This is a genomic window from Lysinibacillus sp. NPDC093688, from assembly GCF_050280145.1.
Taxonomy (GTDB): Bacteria; Bacillota; Bacilli; order Bacillales_A; family Planococcaceae; genus Lysinibacillus; species Lysinibacillus xylanilyticus_B.
Window position 1 is genome coordinate 38,060 of the sequence record NZ_JBNNUX010000029.1, and the last position, 22,531, is coordinate 60,590.

At 36.3% G+C, this 22,531-nt stretch carries 21 protein-coding genes, 1 tRNA gene and 1 rRNA gene; 3 read left to right on the plus strand and 20 right to left on the minus strand.

Annotated features, from left to right (window positions below):
- Nucleotides 1-412: 412 nt before the first annotated feature.
- The 3 genes from ACQKN2_RS19050 to ACQKN2_RS19060 form a co-directional block, all read right to left on the minus strand.
- Nucleotides 413-544 (minus strand): hypothetical protein, encoded by a 132-nt coding sequence (locus tag ACQKN2_RS19050; RefSeq protein ID WP_427416354.1) that lies wholly within the window; start codon nucleotides 542-544, stop codon nucleotides 413-415.
- A gap of 382 nt (nucleotides 545-926) precedes the next feature.
- The gene (locus tag ACQKN2_RS19055) at nucleotides 927-1,925 is read right to left on the minus strand and encodes a hypothetical protein (protein WP_427416335.1); all 999 of its coding nucleotides are present in this window, start codon (nucleotides 1,923-1,925) and stop codon (nucleotides 927-929) included.
- 384 nt (nucleotides 1,926-2,309) lie between these two features.
- Entirely contained in the window at nucleotides 2,310-2,894 is a 585-nt protein-coding gene (locus tag ACQKN2_RS19060) for a tyrosine-type recombinase/integrase (protein ID WP_427416336.1), read from the minus strand.
- Nucleotides 2,895-3,468: 574 nt separating this feature from the next.
- Between ACQKN2_RS19060 and ACQKN2_RS19065 the strand changes: the two genes are divergently transcribed.
- Entirely contained in the window at nucleotides 3,469-3,915 is a 447-nt protein-coding gene (locus tag ACQKN2_RS19065) for a hypothetical protein (protein WP_427416337.1), read from the plus strand.
- Nucleotides 3,916-4,811: 896 nt separating this feature from the next.
- Here the strand turns inward: ACQKN2_RS19065 and ACQKN2_RS19070 are convergent.
- From ACQKN2_RS19070 to groES, 7 genes are all read right to left on the minus strand, one after another.
- Nucleotides 4,812-5,255, minus strand: coding sequence for a hypothetical protein (locus tag ACQKN2_RS19070; RefSeq protein WP_427416338.1), 444 nt, complete (start codon nucleotides 5,253-5,255; stop codon nucleotides 4,812-4,814).
- Between the two features lie 39 nt (nucleotides 5,256-5,294).
- Nucleotides 5,295-6,275: an amidase domain-containing protein gene (locus ACQKN2_RS19075; protein WP_427416339.1), complete on the minus strand. Its 981-nt coding sequence runs from the start codon at nucleotides 6,273-6,275 to the stop codon at nucleotides 5,295-5,297.
- Between the two features lie 380 nt (nucleotides 6,276-6,655).
- Complete coding sequence (locus tag ACQKN2_RS19080; protein WP_427416340.1) at nucleotides 6,656-7,579, minus strand: hypothetical protein; 924 nt, start codon at nucleotides 7,577-7,579, stop codon at nucleotides 6,656-6,658.
- Nucleotides 7,580-7,593: 14 nt separating this feature from the next.
- On the minus strand, nucleotides 7,594-8,541 hold the full coding sequence (locus ACQKN2_RS19085) for a hypothetical protein (RefSeq protein WP_427416341.1): 948 nt from the start codon (nucleotides 8,539-8,541) through the stop codon (nucleotides 7,594-7,596).
- A gap of 768 nt (nucleotides 8,542-9,309) precedes the next feature.
- A complete protein-coding gene (locus tag ACQKN2_RS19090) occupies nucleotides 9,310-10,221 on the minus strand; it encodes a tyrosine-type recombinase/integrase (RefSeq protein ID WP_427416342.1) in 912 nt (303 codons plus the stop codon).
- A 174-nt stretch (nucleotides 10,222-10,395) separates the two neighbouring features.
- Nucleotides 10,396-12,027 (minus strand): chaperonin GroEL, encoded by a 1,632-nt coding sequence (groL, locus tag ACQKN2_RS19095; RefSeq protein WP_427416343.1) that lies wholly within the window; start codon nucleotides 12,025-12,027, stop codon nucleotides 10,396-10,398.
- A 149-nt stretch (nucleotides 12,028-12,176) separates the two neighbouring features.
- A complete protein-coding gene (gene groES / locus ACQKN2_RS19100) occupies nucleotides 12,177-12,461 on the minus strand; it encodes a co-chaperone GroES (RefSeq protein ID WP_079563614.1) in 285 nt (94 codons plus the stop codon).
- A 172-nt stretch (nucleotides 12,462-12,633) separates the two neighbouring features.
- Here groES and ACQKN2_RS19105 point away from each other — a divergent pair, with 172 nt between their 5' ends.
- Entirely contained in the window at nucleotides 12,634-13,398 is a 765-nt protein-coding gene (locus ACQKN2_RS19105) for a CPBP family intramembrane glutamic endopeptidase (RefSeq protein WP_427416344.1), read from the plus strand.
- 103 nt (nucleotides 13,399-13,501) lie between these two features.
- Here the strand turns inward: ACQKN2_RS19105 and tatC are convergent, their stop codons facing one another.
- The 3 genes from tatC to ACQKN2_RS19120 form a co-directional block, all read right to left on the minus strand.
- Nucleotides 13,502-14,323 (minus strand): twin-arginine translocase subunit TatC, encoded by an 822-nt coding sequence (gene tatC / locus ACQKN2_RS19110; RefSeq protein ID WP_427416345.1) that lies wholly within the window; start codon nucleotides 14,321-14,323, stop codon nucleotides 13,502-13,504.
- A gap of 17 nt (nucleotides 14,324-14,340) precedes the next feature.
- Nucleotides 14,341-14,526: a twin-arginine translocase TatA/TatE family subunit gene (locus ACQKN2_RS19115; protein ID WP_049667836.1), complete on the minus strand. Its 186-nt coding sequence runs from the start codon at nucleotides 14,524-14,526 to the stop codon at nucleotides 14,341-14,343.
- A gap of 230 nt (nucleotides 14,527-14,756) precedes the next feature.
- Nucleotides 14,757-15,392, minus strand: a complete 636-nt coding sequence (locus tag ACQKN2_RS19120) for a redox-sensing transcriptional repressor Rex (protein ID WP_079563611.1) — start codon at nucleotides 15,390-15,392, stop codon at nucleotides 14,757-14,759.
- 225 nt (nucleotides 15,393-15,617) lie between these two features.
- Between ACQKN2_RS19120 and abc-f the strand changes: the two genes are divergently transcribed.
- Nucleotides 15,618-17,561, plus strand: coding sequence for a ribosomal protection-like ABC-F family protein (gene abc-f / locus ACQKN2_RS19125; RefSeq protein ID WP_427416353.1), 1,944 nt, complete (start codon nucleotides 15,618-15,620; stop codon nucleotides 17,559-17,561).
- Between the two features lie 491 nt (nucleotides 17,562-18,052).
- On the opposite strand, the gene tsaD is transcribed toward abc-f, so the two are convergent.
- The 7 genes from tsaD to rrf all read right to left on the minus strand — a co-directional run.
- Nucleotides 18,053-19,072 (minus strand): tRNA (adenosine(37)-N6)-threonylcarbamoyltransferase complex transferase subunit TsaD, encoded by a 1,020-nt coding sequence (gene tsaD, locus ACQKN2_RS19130; RefSeq protein WP_427416346.1) that lies wholly within the window; start codon nucleotides 19,070-19,072, stop codon nucleotides 18,053-18,055.
- Entirely contained in the window at nucleotides 19,069-19,521 is a 453-nt protein-coding gene (gene rimI, locus ACQKN2_RS19135; RefSeq protein ID WP_427416347.1) for a ribosomal protein S18-alanine N-acetyltransferase, read from the minus strand. Before rimI ends, tsaD begins: the two co-directional genes overlap by 4 nt.
- Entirely contained in the window at nucleotides 19,514-20,221 is a 708-nt protein-coding gene (gene tsaB / locus ACQKN2_RS19140) for a tRNA (adenosine(37)-N6)-threonylcarbamoyltransferase complex dimerization subunit type 1 TsaB (RefSeq protein ID WP_427416348.1), read from the minus strand. Before tsaB ends, rimI begins: the two co-directional genes overlap by 8 nt.
- Nucleotides 20,218-20,667: a tRNA (adenosine(37)-N6)-threonylcarbamoyltransferase complex ATPase subunit type 1 TsaE gene (gene tsaE, locus ACQKN2_RS19145; RefSeq protein ID WP_323651158.1), complete on the minus strand. Its 450-nt coding sequence runs from the start codon at nucleotides 20,665-20,667 to the stop codon at nucleotides 20,218-20,220. Before tsaE ends, tsaB begins: the two co-directional genes overlap by 4 nt.
- Before the next feature lie 486 nt (nucleotides 20,668-21,153).
- On the minus strand, nucleotides 21,154-21,489 hold the full coding sequence (locus tag ACQKN2_RS19150) for a hypothetical protein (protein WP_427416349.1): 336 nt from the start codon (nucleotides 21,487-21,489) through the stop codon (nucleotides 21,154-21,156).
- Nucleotides 21,490-21,891: 402 nt separating this feature from the next.
- Nucleotides 21,892-21,967: transfer RNA gene (locus tag ACQKN2_RS19155), tRNA-Asp, on the minus strand.
- Between the two features lie 471 nt (nucleotides 21,968-22,438).
- Nucleotides 22,439-22,531, minus strand: a 5S ribosomal RNA gene (gene rrf, locus ACQKN2_RS19160); the annotation flags it as partial.

The window sequence follows — 22,531 nt, forward strand, 5'->3', positions numbered from 1 at the left end:
CCACCACATATGCATCCTACGCATCCTCAGCAGCCATATCCGCAACTTCCAATGCCATTTCCAGGTGGACAATATCCTGGCTTAAACCTACCAGGGATGTAGATTCTCAACCTAATTGAAGCTCAATACAAATGACTATAGCAAAAAGGCTATCCAGAAGTTCAAATATGAACTAATGAATAGCCTTTTTATTTATTATTAATTCAATATGTCACACCGACAGAGTTAAAGCGGGTGCAAAACGATTATGAAAAGAAATTGCATGCACTTAAGGAGGAGTACACCATCCTAAAAAAGGCGATACAAATCTTTGCGAAAAACCAGCTTTTATCAGCGATTCACTGATAAATATTCACTAAAGCACAAAAACCACTTCTCAAATTTGAGAAGTGGTTTTTGGCTGAGCCGTAGATTACATCATTCCTGGCATGCCGCCCATACCAGACATATCTGGCATTGCTGATGCTGGTTCTGGAATATCTGCTACTACTGCTTCTGTTGTTAAGACAATATAAGAAGTCGTACTAGCTACTCTGTAGGTCAACTTCGCTCAACCATTGTTATATCTACGTTTCATCTCACAATCATCGGGCAACTACCACTTCCCAACGATTTCCTATAATATCAATTGTAAAGTAGTATTAGCTCGATGTGAAGAAGGAATTTCGTGTGAGTGCAACAGGTCACCCCCATACAAGGAGATACCTTATCTCAATATCGGAAACTACGCCCCCTACCATCAAGTTAACAACAAACTCCACATGCGTTCACAGACGTTCCTATAGCCCAACAGGTAGTATTAAAGACTTGCACGACCTACAACTTACCTCAACTGTTATTACATTTTTTTCAGCAACGAACACAAAAGAAAAACGAGAAAGACACTTGGGCTACCTCGATTCATTTCTATTCTTAGCTAATCTATACTATAACAAGTTATAATAGCTAACTTGCCTAAGCTGTTTATTTAAACGAGAACTAGCAATACCATCATCAAAACTCCAATCTAAGATTTTCTTAGAAATCGCTTGGACGCTTACGCCACATACCTTAGATAGCATAACAACATCCACTTCACCATCATCCCAAAGAGAGCAAATCGCACCATTCATAATCTTCTCACCACTAGCTGAATATTTACCTTTTTCCTCACCTTCGTCTAAAATGAAGTCCAAGTCCATCTTCCTAGAAAAAGTACTTAAAATATGAGATATTTTATTATCATTAAATGGTTCATCTAATATGTAATCAAACAGCCTTTCATTAGCTCCGATAATGTTCTTCCCCATAAGCTCTTGAACGAATCTAAGAGAGTTTCTTATCTCCGATGTTAAGTTTCTTGGAATAGCAATATTTTGGTTATTAACGCTAACTACCCGAAAATCCGAATCAAAATCACTATGTTTCAAATCACATATGACTGCTCGTTTTGCAGGAGCTAATACAGTTATTTTGATGTAAATTCTAAGTATCAAAAACTTTATATAATTTTCCTGTTCACTCTTCAATTTTAGCTTACTGTAATCAGTCAACTCAAAATACTCATTAACTTTGTCAAGCAACAACTTTAACTCTAGCAAACTAAGAGCGCCCCTTGAAACTTCTTCTCTAAGATTTAAGTCATTAGAAATTTGTTTTTTGTAATCTTTATGGTTAACTATACCGCTGAAAATACTGTACTGAACATAATTATTCGTTAATAAATAATTATAAAACCCCTTTAAGCCTTCATAGTATAATGCTAGTGTCCCACGTGAGTTTACCGCATCTTTAGCACTAAATTTCAAAAAAGCCTCTATATCTGACTCCGTAACCGCCCCAACTTTGTCCATCTTATCAACTTCTTTAAGATATTTTAGAAACATATTTACTATAGGACTGTAATGTGGCTTTAAAACTTTAAACTCTTCTATCCATCTATACATCAAATAACCCCCTAATAAACAATATACATACTAAATTTTACTATTTAAGTTATAAAGTACAAAGTTCTAAAATTCCCTTTTGGTGTGCGTGTAGTAGGTAGCCCCAATTCTTCATTCATCATCATCAAAATATCGGAAAACACCCCCTGCCTAAGCCTTGCCATGTAACGCTCAAAACGCTCTCCTGACACGTTTTTGACCTTCACTGACCAATGTGTCAATTCGACCTCTAGGAACAAGCTATGAAGCTCCTGCGACCTCATGTATGGCTCTAATTCACTTCACTACCATTCAAAATAAAAGAATCCTTTTACCTGCTATTTATGAATAGTCATGAAGCGTTCAAAACCCTTATAAATCAATACTTTTAGAGCAATAGAGCCATTAGAAGAATGAAATGCTCTTAATGCTATTTTCTATTGATTCTTCTGTGATTCCTATGTAGCGCAAAGTTGTCTTTTGTGATGAATGATTAAAAATTTCCATCAGTGTTGCAACATCTTTCGTAGCTTGGTAATACGTGTAGCCAAATGTTTTACGCATTGTGTGAGTGCCAATTGAATCATTACCAATCATATCGCCTGCTTTTGTGACAATGCGGTATGCCTGTGTAGTTGAAATATGACCTTCGCCTTTACGGCTTGGGAACAAGTACACTGTGCCTGTAGGTAGCGTTTCAATGTATTCTGCAATATCAGCCATAAGGTTGTTTAGATAAACTGTGCGCTCTTTTTTAGTCTTACCCTCACGAATCTTGAAATTAGATTTCCCTTTGACCTGCTCCACTGTTAATTCCACTAGGTCGCCACATCTAAGCCCTGTAGAGATACCTAGCTTAAACAAAAGTTGATTGCGTAGACCAAACTCTTTTGTCATGCCTAGAGCTTCAATCATCTCGCCAATATCCTTTTTTGTTTTCAGTGGTTGTACATCAATTAATGTACCTTCTTTTGATTTCGTGTTTGCCATGTTTATTGCCCCTTTTCTTATGTATCCTTTCGTCTATACACAAACAATACCATACATTCAAACAAAGCTCAATTAAGGAATGGCTCTACATCAACATTCTTTATGTATCCTTTTCACAAAAAGCATACATTCATATTAATCTTGTAGTTGGCTATCATTAAGACCTCTCGATAACCGCCTCGTTAAGACCCTAGCTTTTGTATGAAAACACCTGTCCATAATTACATGCTTCAAGTGATGATATATTTCCCCTTATAATCCACTCCACTTTAGCTACTCAATCTTTTCGTGAATCTATGCAGGTTTATGATGTGGTTTATCATTGATAAATTAATGATTAGATTAGTAGCAGTTTAGACGCTATCGTCTCGCAAAAAAAATATAACAGTGATGTGTGTTTGTTGCACCTCACACATTCATCTTGAACCAATATTTGTAAATGTGCTACACTAAACCAAACTACAGATTGATTCAGTTATTCAACTAACGGAGCAGTTTTGTTTAACAAGTTATTAATTAGTTTTTGAAACCAACGCACATCATCTAGTAAAATTTAGGAAACGGAGGGTTATATGTGAAAAAAATTAACTTTACTTTTATAATTACTTTTTCACTACTGCTTTCTGCATGTTCCAATTCTGTAGATGAAACTAATAATTATGTTCCAACTGTAGAATCAGGGCAAACTGTAGAATCAGGGCGAGCTAAACTGTCACAGAATGGAAAAGAAATTGAAATGAGGTTAATAGGAGGAGCAGAGCTAAATTTAGGAAATGAAAGATTGGAAAAAGGTAAGAACATTACATTTTCTTTAGTAAGTGATGAAGAAAGAGAAATTGAAATAGGAATTATATCTATATCCACAGAAGAAATCTACAGTAATATTGTTAAAAATGGTAATGGTATAGTTGATATTATTGTTCCTTATAATGACGATTATAGTATTTACGTAAAAAACAATGATTCTGATACAGCTAATTTAAACATTAAACTAAATATTAAATTAGCTAAAATAGATTAAAATACTTCAACAAACAGGCACTTTTATTCAAGAAGAACAGGACTTGTGTTTACGGTTGAATCCCATATATGCAAGTCCTTTTGTTATGCTTCCTCTATCACTCCTGTAGCTTCACACATGGCTTTGTAGCACAATCAGCCAACCTCTGTGAATGTTTCCCCCGCTTCACTATCAAAGCTCACAGGCTCGTTAAATGCTCTTAAGTGGTGCTACGGTTGCTATCGTTGTTCATAGGGCTTGAAGCAAGCACTCTATTAGCACAGCACTTCGTTATGCCACGCTCAGCTGTGACACCACTTCATTTGAGGAAGGTATATTTGCTCTGAGAACTAGGATCAGAACAATCTAGGCAACCAAGTATACATCTATCTGATTCTCGAATATTCTGAGAACTGTTCTGTGGGACTTAACAATGCACATCAGCTTAATGATGCGCTACCGCAACCTTATCATAGCTCGCTTTATTAGCTTACACACTTCTTCACACCAATATTTAAAAATACGTTAAACTATACCAAACAGCTGATTATTCAGTTATTCAACTAAAGGAGCAGATGATTTGAACAAGAATTAGAAATAATAATCGTCACCTATTTGTTCGAATCCTCTTTGGCATGAAATTATTAATCAAATAATAAAGGCTCAACAACAAAGTCTGTTCTTGACGAAAAAAATGCACAAAAAAACATCTTTATCCTCTATAGTTGAAAGTACCACCCAACAACGAAAGAGGTAAACAGATGTAATGATGTATCTAGTCTTTGACAGTAGAAGGTATTCTAATAGATAGGGATGGGGTTCAAGCCTAAAAGAGTCGATGATAAGCTTTTAGCAAGTTTGAAAGCGAAGATTGATATTGAAAAGGTGTGATAGTTTTATGTATCACACCTTTACTTCTAACCTTTTAGGAAATTAGGTAAAACAAAAAACCTTTTCTTTGGAGACATCTTAATAATGTCTTCATGTCCCCCATCCTTATCTTCCCAGTAAACTTTTAGTTCTAAATTGTCATTCATGTTTGTAAACATAGAATCCCAGCTATGAATATAGTTTATATGATTATTTCCTTCATTTAACTTATCCTTATGATTTTTAAACTCGTGGATGATTTCCCCATTTTCACTAAGTTCAGCTCCAGTTAAAAGAACATCACTTTTACCATCCCAGTACACATAGCCAATCCAATCTCCTTTAGGTGCAGTCGGAGAAGCGTTATAATCCGCTTTCCACAACCCGCTTTGTGAAGTACCAATCCATTTAGGGGGCTGATTTATTGAAAAGATTACCCAAATTACTAAAAGTATAGATAAAGTTAAAGAGATATAAACTATTTTTTTCAAATTAACTCCTCCCAAGAAAAGATAAAAATTCATTTTGGGTTATTTAATATTAATTACTCTAAAACTTTCCGAATCATTACCACGGTTTTTAAAATCTTGGTCATAATAATCGTCATCATTCGATGATACATAAACTGTACCGTTAGCTTTTCTATTAACAATTACTGAATGGAACCATCCGCTTTTACTTTTGAATTGAATGACATCACCTACGTTTGCATTGCTAATAATTGTACTTTTATTTGTGCTGGTTGTAGCACTCATCCCTTTATTAGTCCAATATGAATAAAAATCAGTGACTCTAATCCAAGAAGTTGAGATTTTATCTCGATAATAACAACTATTAGAACCTGTACAATCATAATAATTGTTGTTATACCAATAGCTAGTTGTATCTAATATCCCATTTGTTATATTTGATGGCTTTGTTTGAGTTTTCCCCCCAGCGTATACAGCCTGTGAAACAAAATTTGTACAGTTCGCATTATAACGCTTATACGCTGAATTGTTCTTCGTTGCATATTCTTTAGCGTAATTAGCGACTTTCGTTCTATCATAGGTAGAAGCAGCTAAATAGGATAGATTTAGTTGTATTTCATCTAGTTGTAATTCTTTTAGTTCCTGTTCAAATTTTTCCTCATCTTCATTACGAAGTTCAATCTCTTTTTTTAATTCTCCAATAGTAATTTCCCAATAATCACTATTAATCGGAGTATTTTCACCTTGATTTTGGTCTAATTGGTATAAGTACTCTCCAATATAATAGTCAATAATATCATAGTTAGGATTATTAGACAATTTATTATCAATATTATCCAGTTGCTGAGATAATAAATATGTATTATATTCCTTACTACCAACCTCAAACTCTATGTCATTATCCTTAAAGTAATCAAGTAAAATTTGTTGAACCTCTACCAGCTTGTAATCATCAGGGGTTTTTGCTTGTGCTTGACTAGCATTGGAACCTACAAACACTAAAACAAAAATCAACGATAAAGAAAATAATAGTTTTTTCACCAAAATGCCTCCTGTAATTTGCAAATTATGTTGTTTTTTTAACACAAATGTAATTATATAACATAATTTGAAAAAATGGAAGATTATAACTACCAGAAAGTTAAAGAATGAAAATTAGTAACGAAAAAGGTGAATTATTATCACATTTACTTTAATAAGAACAGGACTTGTGTTTATGGTTGAATCCATCTCCGCAAGCCCTTTTGTTATGCCCCCTGCTCTTGATTCAACGTTCATAAGCTGAAAAAAAAAGCTCTGAGAAACGACCTGAGAGTAACCCATATAGCCGTATGTCTATCTGATTCTCGATGCGTCTCAGGGCTTTTCTGAGTGACTAAAAAAGAAAAGCACATCAATTATACGATGCGCTCTCTAAATTACTAATTGTAAATCATTTCACCATTAGGCTTTTTCAAATGCTTACCTGCCGGTTCTTGATTATGCTTATTGCCGTAAAAGATTATTGAAGGTTGCCACTTTAATTCATGCATTTCTTTGGAGGTCTTATATTCATCTTCAACAATATACACCTTGTTCTCGATAAATGATAAACCTTTAGGCAATTTATTTTCTAAGCTAAATGCCTGTGCATTTTTATAAACTGTCACAAGAAATGCCTTCAATTCTTGTAGATTATCATATTCCGTTTGGGCAACTATATACTCATTTGTTCCTTTTAGGCTAGCACTTATTTGTTCTAACGCTAGCATTTCATTACGTTTGATAATAGTCTTTAACCCCATATCTACTCCCTGATTCCACAAAATATCTTCATCTTCTAATAAGTGCTTGAACTCTGCATAGACAAATTCTACATCTTGAATAATACCATTCGATATATTTAAAACGAATGTATCATCAGGTTGGCGATATTTCACCACTCGCTCATGCCCAAAAAACTTACGATTCTTATTTTTCGCATTAGATGCATCATCTTCATGACAAATACGTAGATTACATTTTCGATTATCATTTTTATCTCCATTAATATGGTCTACATAATCTTTTGAAGGCTTATCTAACATATCCATAACCGCTCGATGAAGCCAAACTTTTTTTCCACGTTCCTTATCATAAGCAACTGCATATCCTTCTTTATGTCTATAGATAGTGTATTTCTTCACTAAATCTTTATCTTCTATATCAAAAATAAATGGAGTTTTATCTACTACTACATTAGGATAAACTTTGAGTATATTTCCCTCCTCTACTATTATATTGCCTTTCATTCTTTTACGTTTACTAGAAGATGTATTAATTACTTCTCCTTTTGCTTGATTTACATTTTGTACTGTGTTTTCCATTATTATTAACTCCTCTAATCTTCGCCAAATGGGTCATCTTCTTCTAATAATGATTGTTCAAATCCATTTATAGAAGTTGTAGTCATTGGCTTGTTATTTTTTATTTTGTCCTGATATGTTATGAATAAAATATCAGTGTTACTGATTTGGCTAACTTTCCTTTTAGCCTTTTCAATCTTGTCATCAACAATTGTTTTAAGCTTTTCGTTAGTCGATAGAATTTTAATTCTACGTTCTGCCACTTCTAGTAGCTTTTCTTCCTCAGGTGCTAGCAGGTGTGTTTTCTTTCTTCTCACCGCAATTGCTACAGGATAATAGTGTTCATCATTTGGAAAGAACTTTTTATCCATATTTTCAAATGCTTTAATCGCTTCATCAACTTGATAAGCGTATTCTTGCATACCCTTCCGCTCATTTAAAGGGGTGCTGTCATAGCCCATGATTCCATCCATATACTTGCTATTAGCTGCTTTTTCATATGAAATTGAAGCAAGAGTCTTAGAACCCTGTGGAATCGGTTTGATATGATATTCATTAATACCTTGTTGCTTGGAAGAACCTTCAATATAGTTCCCACGATTAACGAATATTACTTTCTTAGATACAGCTTCTTTAATTTTACTTTTAGCTGTTCGCTCTGAACATTGGAGCAATTCCGCCCAACGTGTATAAGGACACTTAAAGAAGCCTTTATCTTTATTTTCCCATCGAGCAACACACACGTAGATATAAAGCATATCCACATTATTCAGCGACTCTATCACTTCAAATGGTACTTGTGTATGGTTCTCTGTGTTCTCAGGCATACGGAAAGTTAATAAGTCTTTGCTTGAACTATTTTTCCAATCCGAGTTTTCAACAATTAAAGGTGTCTTTTCTAATAACTCTTCTAATGCACCATTCAGTTTTGTAACGACGGTACTTCGTTTAGAGCCGTATATCCCCTCTAGCTGTTGAATCAAAACATCTCTATTTGTAGAAAATGTCTTGTTAATATTCAGTTGTGAATTAATCAGTACATACAGATATAAACCATTAACAGACAGGTGAGATTCTGAGTTTTCGGTTATTAATCTATTCTGTACTTTTACAAAAATCTCTAATTTAATTTTCTTTTCTCCTCTCTTGTTCTCTCTTTATAGAGTTCTTTCTTTAAACTGGGTAATAAAGGTGTCATGAAGATACTCAAATGTAGGTTGATGATGGAAATTGGAGGTACTGAATGAAACCATTTTTGCACAAATAGTTCATTCAGTTATTATCGTTGTAGAATATAAAAAGACACTCATAAACTAGCGTTTAAAAGTGTCTATCATTTGAAATGTTTGGTTTACGTTCTTTCGTTCTTAGACCAAATAATCAAAACAACAGACAATCCATAGCATAGCCATATCCTGAAAAAGCCTATTCTTAATAAGCCTATTACGATACATAAAAGGCAAACTTAAATAAACCCTTTTAAAAGGACTTCAAAACCTATTTGACTATACTAGGCACTATCTCATTATCGAGATGTATGTTCTGCTGTATGTGCCTAAAAACACTTCTCACATACTATTATATATTCTTTTTCTACTTTTGACAGGTGTTTTTTGAAGTTTTTTAATTAACTGCATCGACATGTTAACTCGAAGCGAATGCTAATTAAAGACAACGGCTTGGTGTAAAAATGACCGCCTACATCACAGAAACAAATAATCTTGAATCTATGATATAGACAGCCATATAGTTTAAATCTCAAAGTTATTCAATGGATTATGCTTCTCGTTCTCTTCTCTCAACTCATGCCCCCACATAGCCACGTAGCGCATCGTAGTAGACACATCTGTGTGACGCATTAACTTTTGGATAGCAAAGGCAGACATACCACTCATCGCCAAACGGTGACAAAATGTATGCCTAAACGTATGTGGGCTTACTCTCACTTCCTTAAAGTTCATTTTCAATCTTAGGTTGTCAAAAAGCTGAGAAATTGAATAATCCGTCATTGGGGCATTATCACGATTAAGAAAAACATATTCATTATCATGCCCAAAATGCTGTAAACAGAACGAGCGATACACCATCAGCTCCTTAGCAAGCTTTTCAGTTAAAAAGACGGTTTCATATTGTCTGCTCTTTCCATATACACTCATAGTTAAATTCTTTAAGTCTACATCACACCATTTGAGCATGATTGCTTCTTTCCTCCTAATCCCTGTTGACAAGAATGTTAGTATTAGCAAATATCCTCTATAAGAGAAATATGTCTTTTCCTTTCTACGCATTCCACGATAGTAGGCAAGCATTTGGCGAATATGCTCATCTGTAAAAACATCAATTTTCACATCAGCCTTTTGGAGCTTCACCTTCTTAGCTATATTCTCTGTCACAATCTTTTCTTCTACTAGGTAGTTATAGAAGGCTCTTATACGCATGATTTTTGTATTAATGGTATTAGGCTTGTTACCATTCTCCTGACATGCTAGCAGGTATTCTCGTAAGTGCGTGTGTCGTACATCCTCAATGTTAATAGCTCCTTTTGATTCACAGAACTCAACAAAAGGAAGAAGCAACTGCTTGTAGTTTTGAATATTCACCTCTGTTGTATTCTTAAATCTTCTGTCTGCTATGAAGTCCTCGTAAGCAAATTTTAATAGCATAGAAAAAACCACTCCTCATAATTATTAAAAATCATGAGAAGTGGTAGTTGCTTTGTATTTTAATTGTGAGTAACTCTACTTCATAAAAAGAAGTGTTGAAACGTGTATTTCAAGGCTCTCCAATGGAGAAATTATCGACCTTCAAAAGCTGTGTAAAACCTTGCTACGAAAGGATTACATCATTCCTGGCATGCCGCCCATACCAGACATATCTGGCATTGCTGATGCTGGTTCTGGAATATCTGCTACTACTGCTTCTGTTGTTAAGAATAGAGCTGCGACAGATGCTGCGTTTTGTAGAGCTGAGCGGGTTACTTTCGCTGGGTCTACTACACCCGCTTCAATCATGTTTACCCATTCGCCTGTTGCAGCGTTGAAGCCTACACCGATTTCTTCGCGTTTTAGGCGATCCACGATAATTGAGCCTTCAAGACCCGCGTTGTTTGCGATTTGACGAACTGGCTCTTCTAAAGCACGTAGAACAATTTTCACACCAGTTGCTACATCGCCTTCTTCTGCATCTGCTACTTTTTCAACTGCCGCATATACGTTAAGAAGTGCAGTACCACCGCCTGATACGATACCTTCTTCAACTGCTGCACGAGTTGAGTTAAGAGCATCTTCAATGCGAAGTTTACGTTCTTTTAGTTCTGTTTCTGTTGCAGCACCAACTTTGATTACTGCTACACCACCTGCTAATTTTGCAAGGCGTTCTTGTAATTTTTCTTTATCGAATTCTGAAGTTGTTTCAGCAAGCTGAGCACGGATTTGACCAATGCGACCTTCGATTGCGTCTGCACCACCAACACCTTCTACGATTGTTGAATTGTCTTTTGTCACAACAACTTTCGCAGCGCGCCCAAGTGATGTAATATCAGCTGATTTAAGGTCTAAGCCTAATTCTTCTGTAATTACTTGACCACCTGTTAAAATTGCGATATCTTCTAGCATTGCTTTACGACGGTCACCAAATCCTGGAGCTTTAACCGCTACAGCATTGAATGTACCACGAAGCTTGTTCACTACAAGTGTTGCAAGAGCTTCACCTTCAACATCTTCAGCGATGATTAACAGCGGACGACCTTGTTGTACCACTTGTTCTAATAATGGTAATACTTCTTGGATGTTTGTAATTTTTTTATCAGTAATTAAAATGTAAGGATTATCTAATACAGCTTCCATTTTATCTGTATCTGTTACCATGTAGTGTGATGCATAACCACGGTCGAATTGCATACCTTCAACTACATCAAGCTCAGTTGTGAAGCCTTTAGATTCTTCAATTGTAATAACACCGTCGTTACCAACACGTTCCATTGCTTCTGCAATTAATTGTCCTACTTCATCATCAGCAGCAGAGATAGCCGCAACCTGTGCGATTTCCTCTTTGTTGCTTACTGGACGAGAAATAGCGTTTAATTCTGTAAGGGCTGCTACAACTGCTTTGTCGATCCCTTTACGAATGCCTACAGGATTTGCACCAGCTGTTACGTTTTTTAAGCCTTCACGAATAATTGCTTGAGCTAATACTGTTGCAGTTGTTGTACCGTCACCAGCGATTTCGTTTGTTTTAGAAGCAACTTCTGCTACTAATTTTGCACCCATGTTTTCGTATGGATTTTCTAGCTCGATTTCTTTTGCAATTGTTACACCATCATTTGTAATAAGTGGTGAACCGAATTTTTTTTCTAAAACTACGTTACGACCTTTTGGCCCTAGAGTAATTTTTACTGCGTTTGCTAATTTATCTACACCTTGTAGCATTAATGCACGTGCTTCTTCTGAGAATTTAATATCTTTTGCCATTTGAATTTACCCTCCTGGAATGGAATATTCGTTAAGCTTCATCAATATATTTATAAAAATTTCGCCATACTGTCATTGTCACCCATTCATTTGTTTATCTGTGACAATCACTAAAGGTATTAACTTTAATAAACTAAAAAAGTATGAACTTATTCAATAATTGCAAGAATATCGCTTTCGCGTAAAATTAGGTATTCATTACCTTCATATTTAACTTCTGTACCAGAGTACTTAGAGAAAATAATGCGGTCGTCAACTTTAACGTCAAGCTCAACACGTTGCCCGTTCTCTAATATACGACCTGTCCCAACTGCTACAATTTTACCTTCTTGTGGTTTTTCTTTTGCAGAGTCTGGCAGTACAATACCGAATGCAGATTTTTCTTCTACCTCGATTAGTTCGATTACAATACGATCTCCTAGTGGTCTTAACAAGTGAAACAACCTCCTATTAATTAAATGTAAGTTTAAGTCTATTAGCACTCTACCTATACGAGTGCTAACACAATTATTATGATAATCAATCACACTTTTTTTTGCAAGTCAGAACTTCGAAAAATTTTGTTTTCTTTCCATATTCCTCTACAATAGAAAGGTAGCATAATGAATGGAAAGGATTTTGACTGTGAACAATTCTCAAAAATTAAATAAACATAAAAAAACAGCCCTTTATGTTTTACTGATTTATATCCTCATGCAAATATCAGGTAGATGGCTGGCAAGCCCATTTCACAAGCTTGTTATGAGTACAACCGGTTTACCTAGTGAGCAAGCTGCCCCACTTACGCAAGGCTGGTATATTGCACTTAGCTTTGCCATTGCGTTAATTATAAGCTTAATCCTAACTTCTCGCGATAAAGCGTTTTGGGATATTTATAAAGGGAAGAAAGAAACGATACCACTGTCAATTATGTGGGGAATTATTGGTTTCTTCTTAGTTTTCTTTGGCCAAATGATTGGCGCAGCTATCGAAATGGCTATATTCGGTATCCAAGGTGGGTCGCAAAACACAGCTGATATTGTAGGTATAGCAAAAGGTGCTCCTATTGCGATACTAGCAATTGTCGTATTTGGACCAATTTTAGAAGAGTTCGTCTTCCGTCGTGTAATTTTTGGTTCGCTTGTCCAAACAACTAATTTCTGGGTAGCCGCTATAGTAAGTGCCATTTTCTTTGCACTTATTCATATGGACTTCTCACATATCTTACTTTATACAATTTGTGGATTAATTTTTGCCTTCTTATATCACAAAACGAAACGCATTTGGACGTCAATTATCGCCCATGTCATGCTGAACGGTTTTGTGACACTTGTACAATTGTATGCAGAACCATTGCAAAAGTTTCTTCAAGAACTAGAAAAAATGCAATAAAAAATCAGTGGGAGTTTTTCTTCCACTGATTTTTATTGCATGTAAGCTGTAACTATAACGACGAAAAAGCTCGATGCTACTAATAAGCATCGAGCTTCTATTATTATTGATTCAATTCTTCGATTTGACGTCTCTGCTGTTCAAGTGCCTCTTCTATCTGACGTTTTTGCTCAGCCTCTTGTTCTTCCTTCATTCGCATTTCCTCTGATTTTAAGTATTTCTTATAGCCAATACGAGAAATCATAATGCTAATTTCATAAAGAACAAACAACGGTACTGAAACCATTAAGTGCGAAGCTAATTCAGGTGGCGCGATTAGAGCAGCACATACAAATAAACCAAAGTATGAATACTTACGAATACGAATTAGTAACTCAGGAGATAAAATCCCAATACGTGAAAAAAACAAGACTACAATCGGTAATTGGAAAAGGAAACCAAAAGGTATTGTAAGCTTAAATAAAAACGTAAAATATTCATGTATGCCAATTGTTTGTTGAATTTCTAAATCGTTTGATAAATTCATCATAAACTTTATGACATAAGGGAATAGTAAAAAGTATGAAAAGGATAGCCCTGCTAAAAACAATAAAAATGAATACGGTATATAGCTTAAAGTTGCTTTTCGTTCTACGTCCCTTAATCCCGGGCTAATAAAAGCCCACAATTGATACATCAATACCGGCGAAGAAAGAATGAAAGCGATTAAGAAAACTACTTGGATATAAATTGCAAGTGGTGTTACTACATCAAATGCATGGAGCTCTATATTGTAATTCGCTCCAGTACTTTGAAGGTATTTAACAAGCGGCTTTGCAGCAAAGAAGCCACCAGCCATAGCGAGAACAAAGAAAACGGCAACAATGAAAAGCCGTTTTCTTAATTCTTCTATATGTTCAATGACAGTTAGATCTCTTGGATTCATTCCTCAAACATCCTAACTTACTTATCTAATTCTTTCTTTTTCTTGTCATCATCATCATCGTCGGCTAAACCTTTAGTAGCATTTTTGAATTCACGTAATGTTGAACCAAATGCTTTACCAAGCTCTGGTAACTTCTTAGGTCCAAAAATTAGTAATGCGACAATTCCGATAATAATGAGGCTCATAGGACCAATACCACCCATTACAGCCACCTCCTCTTTATATCCATCATTTTAACGCATATTTCGCCAATTTGCTAATTAATAATATGTGAAAGTTTTTCGTCATTTTCTCATTTTATTACATACTTCTACTTAACAGAAACTGTGAGCTATACTATCAATTATACCCCGGCCTAATTGCGTCCGGAGACTTTAACTTCTTTCAGTGGGTGTTTGGACTCCGCTGAAAGAAGTTAAATTATGTACAATGATCACTCTTCCTGATTACGAATTAAATAAATAAGTGCCTGCAACTCTACCGACAAATCGATTGTTAAAAGTTGCATTTTATCTGGTACAGTAATACGCTCTGGCGTAAAGTTCAAAATTCCTTTTGCGTTCATTACTGCTAATCTATCAGCCATTTTCTGTGCAGAGCGTGGTGAAACTGTTAAAATTGCAAGCTCCGCTCCATATTCTGCATACTTCTCTTCCAATAAATCAGGGTGAAAAACAGGAATATTGCTAATCATCTTCCCTTCTTTTGGAGCCTTCGAGTCAAATGCTACAACGATATGAGTATTGTGATTTTTTTGGAAATTATATTTTAATAAAGCACTACCTAAATTCCCCACACCAATTAACGCTACTTTTGTCGCTTCATGTTGATCGAGTGTTTGGCTAAAAAATTGTAAGAGATGCTGCACATCATAGCCATATCCCTTTTTCCCAAGAGCACCAAAATAAGAAAAATCTCGGCGAATAGTTGCAGAATCAATTTTCATCGCTTCACTTAGTTCCTTCGAAGAAATGCGTTCCATGCCTTCTTGTGCAAAGTTTTGGATAAAACGATAGTAAAGAGGAAGTCTTTTCGTAGTGGCTTGTGGAATTTTTAATTCTTGTTTCAAACTTTTTCCTCCTTAAAACGTATCAAATTCTATTTATGATACATGCTTTATATTTCTAAGTTTATAATATTCACTGGAGGATTTTCCTTTAGTTAAAGGCGCTTTTACGCCACTAACTAAAGGGAAATCGTTTCAATCTTACATGACAGCTTGGAATAAGTAAAGCATCGACATTGCAAGCCAATCGCTCATCCATTACACTAAGGAAGAATTGAGGTGTCAAGAATGATTGTTTTACAGGTCAATCAACTATATAAATCCTTCCTTGCAGATGAAATTTTAAGTGGCGTAAAATTAGAAGTTCAACATCGTGACCGTGTTGCATTAGTAGGTCGTAACGGTGCTGGTAAGTCCACTTTACTTAAAATAATTGCTGGTCAAATGTCATATGACTCTGGCGATATTATTATTCCTAAAGGTGTACAAATTGGATATTTAGAGCAGCATGCTGGATTAAACTCAACATTGTCGATTTGGGATGAAATGATGACAATTTTTGAGCCACTTATTGCCCAAGAACAAACACTACGATCATTAGAACAACAAATGGCCGATCCAACTGTTTATGAAAATCCTACTTTATATGCAAAAATAATGTCTGAATACGATCATTTGCAGCATAATTTTAAGGATGCGGGTGGCTATCAATATGAATCTGATACACGTTCTGTCCTTCATGGTATGCAGTTCTATCCTAATGATTACGAAAAGCCAATTAGCTCACTATCAGGGGGACAACGGACTCGGTTAGCGCTTGCTAAGCTTCTTTTAAGTAAACCTGACTTATTAATCCTTGATGAACCTACTAACCATTTAGATATTGATACCCTCTCTTGGTTGGAATCATATTTAAAAGGCTATGAAGGGGCTATTCTAATTGTTTCCCATGACCGCTATTTCTTAGACCAGGTTGTTTCCATTGTCTACGAAGTCTCTCGTCATCGCGTCACAAAATATACAGGCAATTATAGTGCCTATTTAGATGAAAAAGCGAAAAATTATGAGCGCGATTTGAAGCTTTTTGAACGTCAGCAAGATGAAAAGGCCAAGCTTGAGGATTTTATTCAAAAAAACATCGCTCGTGCTTCTACTACTAAAATGGCACAAAGTCGTCGTAAGATGCTTGAACGAACAGAATGGATGGAATCCCCTGATGGTGATGAAAAGTCAGCAAGCTTTGGTTTTACAATTGAACGTCAAAGTGGTAATGATGTATTATCTATCGATGACTTAACGATAGGTTATAGTGATAAGAAAATATCAAGTGGCATCACGCTACGCACTTTCCGAGAAGATCGCATTGCACTTGTTGGACCAAATGGTGTTGGTAAATCAACATTATTAAAAACCATTGTCAAAGATTTGCTACCACTCACTGGAGAGATTCGCTATGGTACAAATGTTCAAATTGGTTATTATGATCAAGAGCAGGCCAAGCTATCGAGCAATAAAAGCGTGCTAAAAGAGCTATGGGATGAATGGCCTTTAATGAATGAAAAAGATATTCGCACGGTGCTAGGCCGTTTCTTATTCAGTGGAGTTGATGTAGATAAAATCGTGTCATCTTTATCTGGTGGAGAAAAAGCTAGACTTGCATTAGCTAAGTTGATGATGCAAAAGGCAAATCTCTTAATTCTCGATGAGCCTACCAATCACTTAGACTTAGATAGTAAAGAGATACTGGAAAACGCACTGATTGATTATCCTGGAACGCTCTTATTTGTATCGCATGACCGATATTTCATCAATCGAATTGCTACTAAAGTAATTGAACTATCTGGCGATGGTTCCTTTGAGTACTTAGGTGACTATGATTATTATCTTGAAAAGAAACAAGAGCTATTAGAAATTGCACAAATGAAGGCAGCTGCTCAACCGCAGGCTCAAGCGGATGTACCTGATAAGATCTCTACCTCTAAAATTGATAAAGAGGCTAAAAAGCGGGAACGTCAAATTAGACGCATGCTTGAGGAACTAGAAGGGAAAATGCAGCAAGTAAATCTTGAAATAGCTCGCTTAGAGGAAGCACTTTGCGACCCTGAGATTTTCACAGACCACGAAAAAATTACACAACTCCAGGATGAATTATCCACTTCTAAGGAACAGTACGAGTTATTTGAAATGGAATGGCTGGAGCTAAGTGAAGAACTTGAAAAAATTACTGTATAACATCCCCCACCGAACTTTTTTAAGGTGGGCGTCTTGTAAAGCCATGTGACTTGTCGCATGGCTTTTTACTTTACTCGCCCTGTTTTTTCATATATATTGGTCAAGTGCTATTTTTCGACAAAAAGTGCCCACAACTTTATACACACTATAAATCTAGTAATACCAACATATCAACAGACTTTTCCACATTGTCCACAATTCAAAAATATTTTATTCACATCACTCTGTGCAAAACAGGCTACTATATATTGAATAATCACAAGTTATACACAAGTTATCAACATTTTGTGCATAAGTACGGATGTTCGCTCTTTTATTTCCACCTTGCCTGTGGATAATTTTCTGAAAAATTTGTCAACTAACTAGATTCATATCTTCTTATATACACTGTTTTCTCAACAATTTTTTCATAAAAGCAAAAAAGAGGTATTTTAGAATTAAATCTAAAACACCTCTTTTTCTATGCCGGATGCTTTAACTTCTGAAAGAAATTAAAGCCAGGATTTTAACTCCATCCCAGGGCGACCGTTCATTGATAAATTACCACGAATACCTGCTTCAAACATTGGCGTTGCTACTGCCCCAATCATAGCGGCATTATCTGTACACAGCTTTAATGGCGGTACATACAACGGGATACCTTCTTCCGCAAATACAGACTCAAGTGATGTACGTAAGCCTTTATTTGCCGCTACACCTCCAGCTGCAATAACTTGTTTCACTTTATATTCACGTGCTGCCCGTAATGTTTTCCCTGTTAGCACTTCAACTACGCTATCCTGAAATCCTTTGGCAACGGCAGTCGGAGAAATCTCTTCTCCACGCTGATCCATATTATGCTTATAATTAATAACTGCTGATTTTAAACCGCTAAAGCTAAAATCATAAGAATCTTCCTCTAACCACACTCGTGGGAAGGTTACAGCCTCATCCCCCTCATGTGCTAGCTTGTCAATACGTGGGCCACCTGGATACGGTAAGCCTAAGACACGTGCAACCTTATCATAAGCTTCACCAGCTGCATCATCTCTCGTCTCACCAATGACTTCAAAAGAGCCATGTTCTTTCATATAAACTAACTCTGTATGGCCACCTGATACAACTAGTGCTAATAATGGGAATTCCATCGGCTGCACGAGTGCATTAGCATATATATGTCCAGCTATATGATGCACACCGATCATCGGTAAATCATTGGCAAACGCAAAGGCCTTCGCGGCATTAATCCCAATTAACAATGCACCTACAAGACCAGGACCTTCAGTAACTGCCACAGCGTCTAAATCAGTTGGCTTCATATTTGCCTGTGCTAATGCTTCTTCTATAACCACTGTAATTTGCTCAACATGATGACGAGATGCAATTTCAGGTACAACCCCACCAAATCGTTTATGACTTTCTATTTGAGATGCAACTACATTTGAAACAATTTCAGAGCCGTTTCGAATAATCGCAGCTGCTGTTTCATCACAGCTCGATTCTATTGCTAATATAATTCGATCTTCCATCATAAATTCACCCACATGACAAGGGCATCCTCCCCGTTATCTGTATAATAGCCTTTACGTATGCCACCATCTTGGAAATTAAGCTTTCGATAAAGATTTTGAGCAACTGTATTTGTTACTCGTACCTCTAAACTCATGACTTCCATACTATGGTCTTTAGCGATACGCATTGCCTCTCGCATTAATCCTTCACCAATTCCACGACCGCGAGCAGCATCTATAACGGCTACGTTCGTAATTTGCGCTGCGTCTATAACCATCCACATTCCACAAAAACCGATAATGTTATTATAGTCATCTATAGCTAGCACATAATGTGCATACTGGTTTTCATGCACTTCATAATAAAAAGAGTCTAACGTCCATGGTGTAGAAAATGTAGCAAGCTCAATTTCATACACTGCTGGGACATCTTCAGTTACCATTTTACGATATATTACATCACTACTCATGTGCCTTCTCCTTTTGTTCCTTCAGCCAATTCGCCTCCGCCTCTGCAATACGTTTGTATTGTGGTACAAAATGATGAACAGCATCCACACTTGGTAGCTCCACTTTCATTGCTAATCGAACTGTTTCGCTTGCTCGTGGCAAGTCATGACTAAACGGTACGCGTTGAGCATAATCACCTAGCACCTCTACGATTTTATGCCAAAAAACATCTACATCTACTCCAACAAATAAAATCGGTGCCTCTAAAGCCTGTAAACGCTCTAACAAGCCATCAATATGATCGTGATAATCTTCTATAATTGTTTCAAGCTCACGACCTTTATAAACGGCCGTATAAACATTGCCTCTTCGCGCATCAAAAATAGGACAAATAAACCCATCATATAGTGCTGCATTTGCGGCCAATGACTTTAAGCTAGATATTCCAACTAAAGGCTTTTGCAATGTCCATGCTAATGTTTTAGCAAGCGTCACACCTATTCGTACACCTGTATAAGAACCAGGTCCTTCTGATACAGCAATAGCATCTAACTCGCTTGGCTTTACGCCAGCATTTGCTAGCACTTCTTCAATGGCTGGCATAGCACCTGCTGAATGCGTTAATTTTATATTTTGTACAATCTCTGCGACCACTTTTCCATCCTTTATTACAGCAATAGAAAGTGGTGCATTCGCTGTTTCAATCCCTAACCAAATCATTTCATTAGCTCCTCACATAATGCCTCATATCGCTTTCCAAGAGGTGTTAATACAAATCGTCGTTGATTTTCTCCGATTCGGTAAATTTCTATTCCAAGGCGCTCCTGTGGTAAATCCTGTTCAATCAAATGAGCCCACTCGACAACTGACACCGCATCACCATAAAATAGTTCGTCCCATCCAAGGTCTTCATCGCTTTCTGCTAAACGATAAACATCTAAATGATTAAATGGTAAACGCCCCTCATATTGCTTTACAATCGTAAATGTCGGGCTATTGACTGTTCTCTTCACGCCAAGCCCCTTCGCTAATGCTTTCGTAAATGTCGTCTTACCAGCGCCTAAATCACCCTCTAATGTAATTGTATCCTGGGCTTCTAGTAAGCTTGCTAGCTTCAACGCAAAATGCTCAGTATCATCAAGTGAATTCATTATTTTTTCATACATCATCTCTTTTTCCTCTCCTAGCTCCATTACTTCTAGTTTACCGAAACAAGCGTAAATGTTCAAAACATCCAATTGATTTCAAAAAAAACAATTACACCTTGGCGTAATTGTTGCAGCTTGTCGACAAAAAGAATTTAAATTACTGTGTATCTAATAAACAAAAGTGACTTTCACTCCGAGCTGGTGCTCATCATGGGATGAGTCGACAAGCTAAAACTACTAATCAATTATGCCTCGGTATAATTGCGTCCTGATTCGGCTTTGTGCTTAAGCATGAGGGCAAGTTTGACTATTTTTTATACAAGGTAAACCTATCCATGTAGATTTCTAGAGAAAAATGAGATCATTTCAACGTCACTACTATAAAGCTTATACAAAAAAGCATTCCTCAACAGCCTAAAACAATTATGCCTTGGCGTAATTATCGCTATCGCTACTAAATTCATGTGCAAAATGAAGATACAACACGCTTATAAAAAGAAATGCTTATTTTTTTTTACCCTTTACCTCACTTATCTCTTTGTTAACCAATTTATCATCTTTAAATCGTACATTATAAGCTTTTGTCATAAGTATTTCATCATTCCAGCGGTATTGATCTTTTTTCAACATTTCTCCTGCTCCCCCTGCAATTTTTACTGCCTCCATATATGTCATACCTTCTTTTAATTTTTCAAATTCCACTTCATTCATATTTTTTTGCCAGTGGTACGCATTGGATTCCTCAATATCTAAAATAGGATCTCCACAGCCTGCTAGTATTACAGCAGCACCCAAGAGCAAGCATATATTAAGACGGTTTATGTAAAAATAATTTCTCATGCTAACACCTCCAAATCTTTTTCAAACGAGAGAAATCGATAATTATCATCGTAATTTTTATGGTTAATGCTCTATTTGTTAGATATATTACCCAACTCTTTATTTCTACCACTCTTCATCAATGCTGTAGTGAAACGCAATGGTAGAGTTTCTTCAAATGCTACACCCTTTCTGCTGACTAGTTTGTTAACACAGACACTGTAGGGTCTTGTCTAGTCCGTTTTGGCAGGGGTATCGAGGTATTCACCTCCATCTTAAATCATTGGATACAAGAAATATTATAAAAGCAATTTTACTGGATAGCTTTTAAAAATTATAAACATCCACTAATTTCCTTATAATAACAATAAAAAAAGTTCTTATGATTGAAAAGCATCATAAGAACTATATTATCGTTTATAATGGCGGTCCCGACCGGGATCGAACCGGCGATCTCCTGCGTGACAGGCAGGCATGTTAACCGCTACACCACGGGACCTCTTTAAGACATTTATAAATATATCATAGGAAATAGAAATATGCAATACTTTTTTATATATTTTTCATTTTTATATTCTCTACCTTTTAGGCATCGACTTTACAAGTCTATTATACCTCGGATAATTGCGCCCGGATTCGGCTTTGTGCAACATGAGTGCCAACACGATGTCGATCATTTCAGATGCCACAGGACTACGTTCTTAGACTGAGTCCTCTATTTTAGCGAGTGTTTGGACACCCCTGAAAGTAGCTTAAAACCATTCATCTCACCACCTATAGAGGTGGGAAACTTCCGTAATTGACGTTTCATTTTCGCTTTCGCTACGACACACTTGCTGAAAGAAGTTGAATAGAAAATGAGCAGCTACAATAACTAGTGTTTTGTAGTTGCTCTTTACATGTTTGTCAACAGCTTTAGCTTCTTCTCCATAACAAAAAAACAGCCAGCACACAGCTGACTGTTTTCATTGCCTAGCGACGTCCTACTCTCACAGGGGGAAGCCCCCAACTACCATCGGCGCTAAAGAGCTTAACTTCCGTGTTCGGTATGGGAACGGGTGTG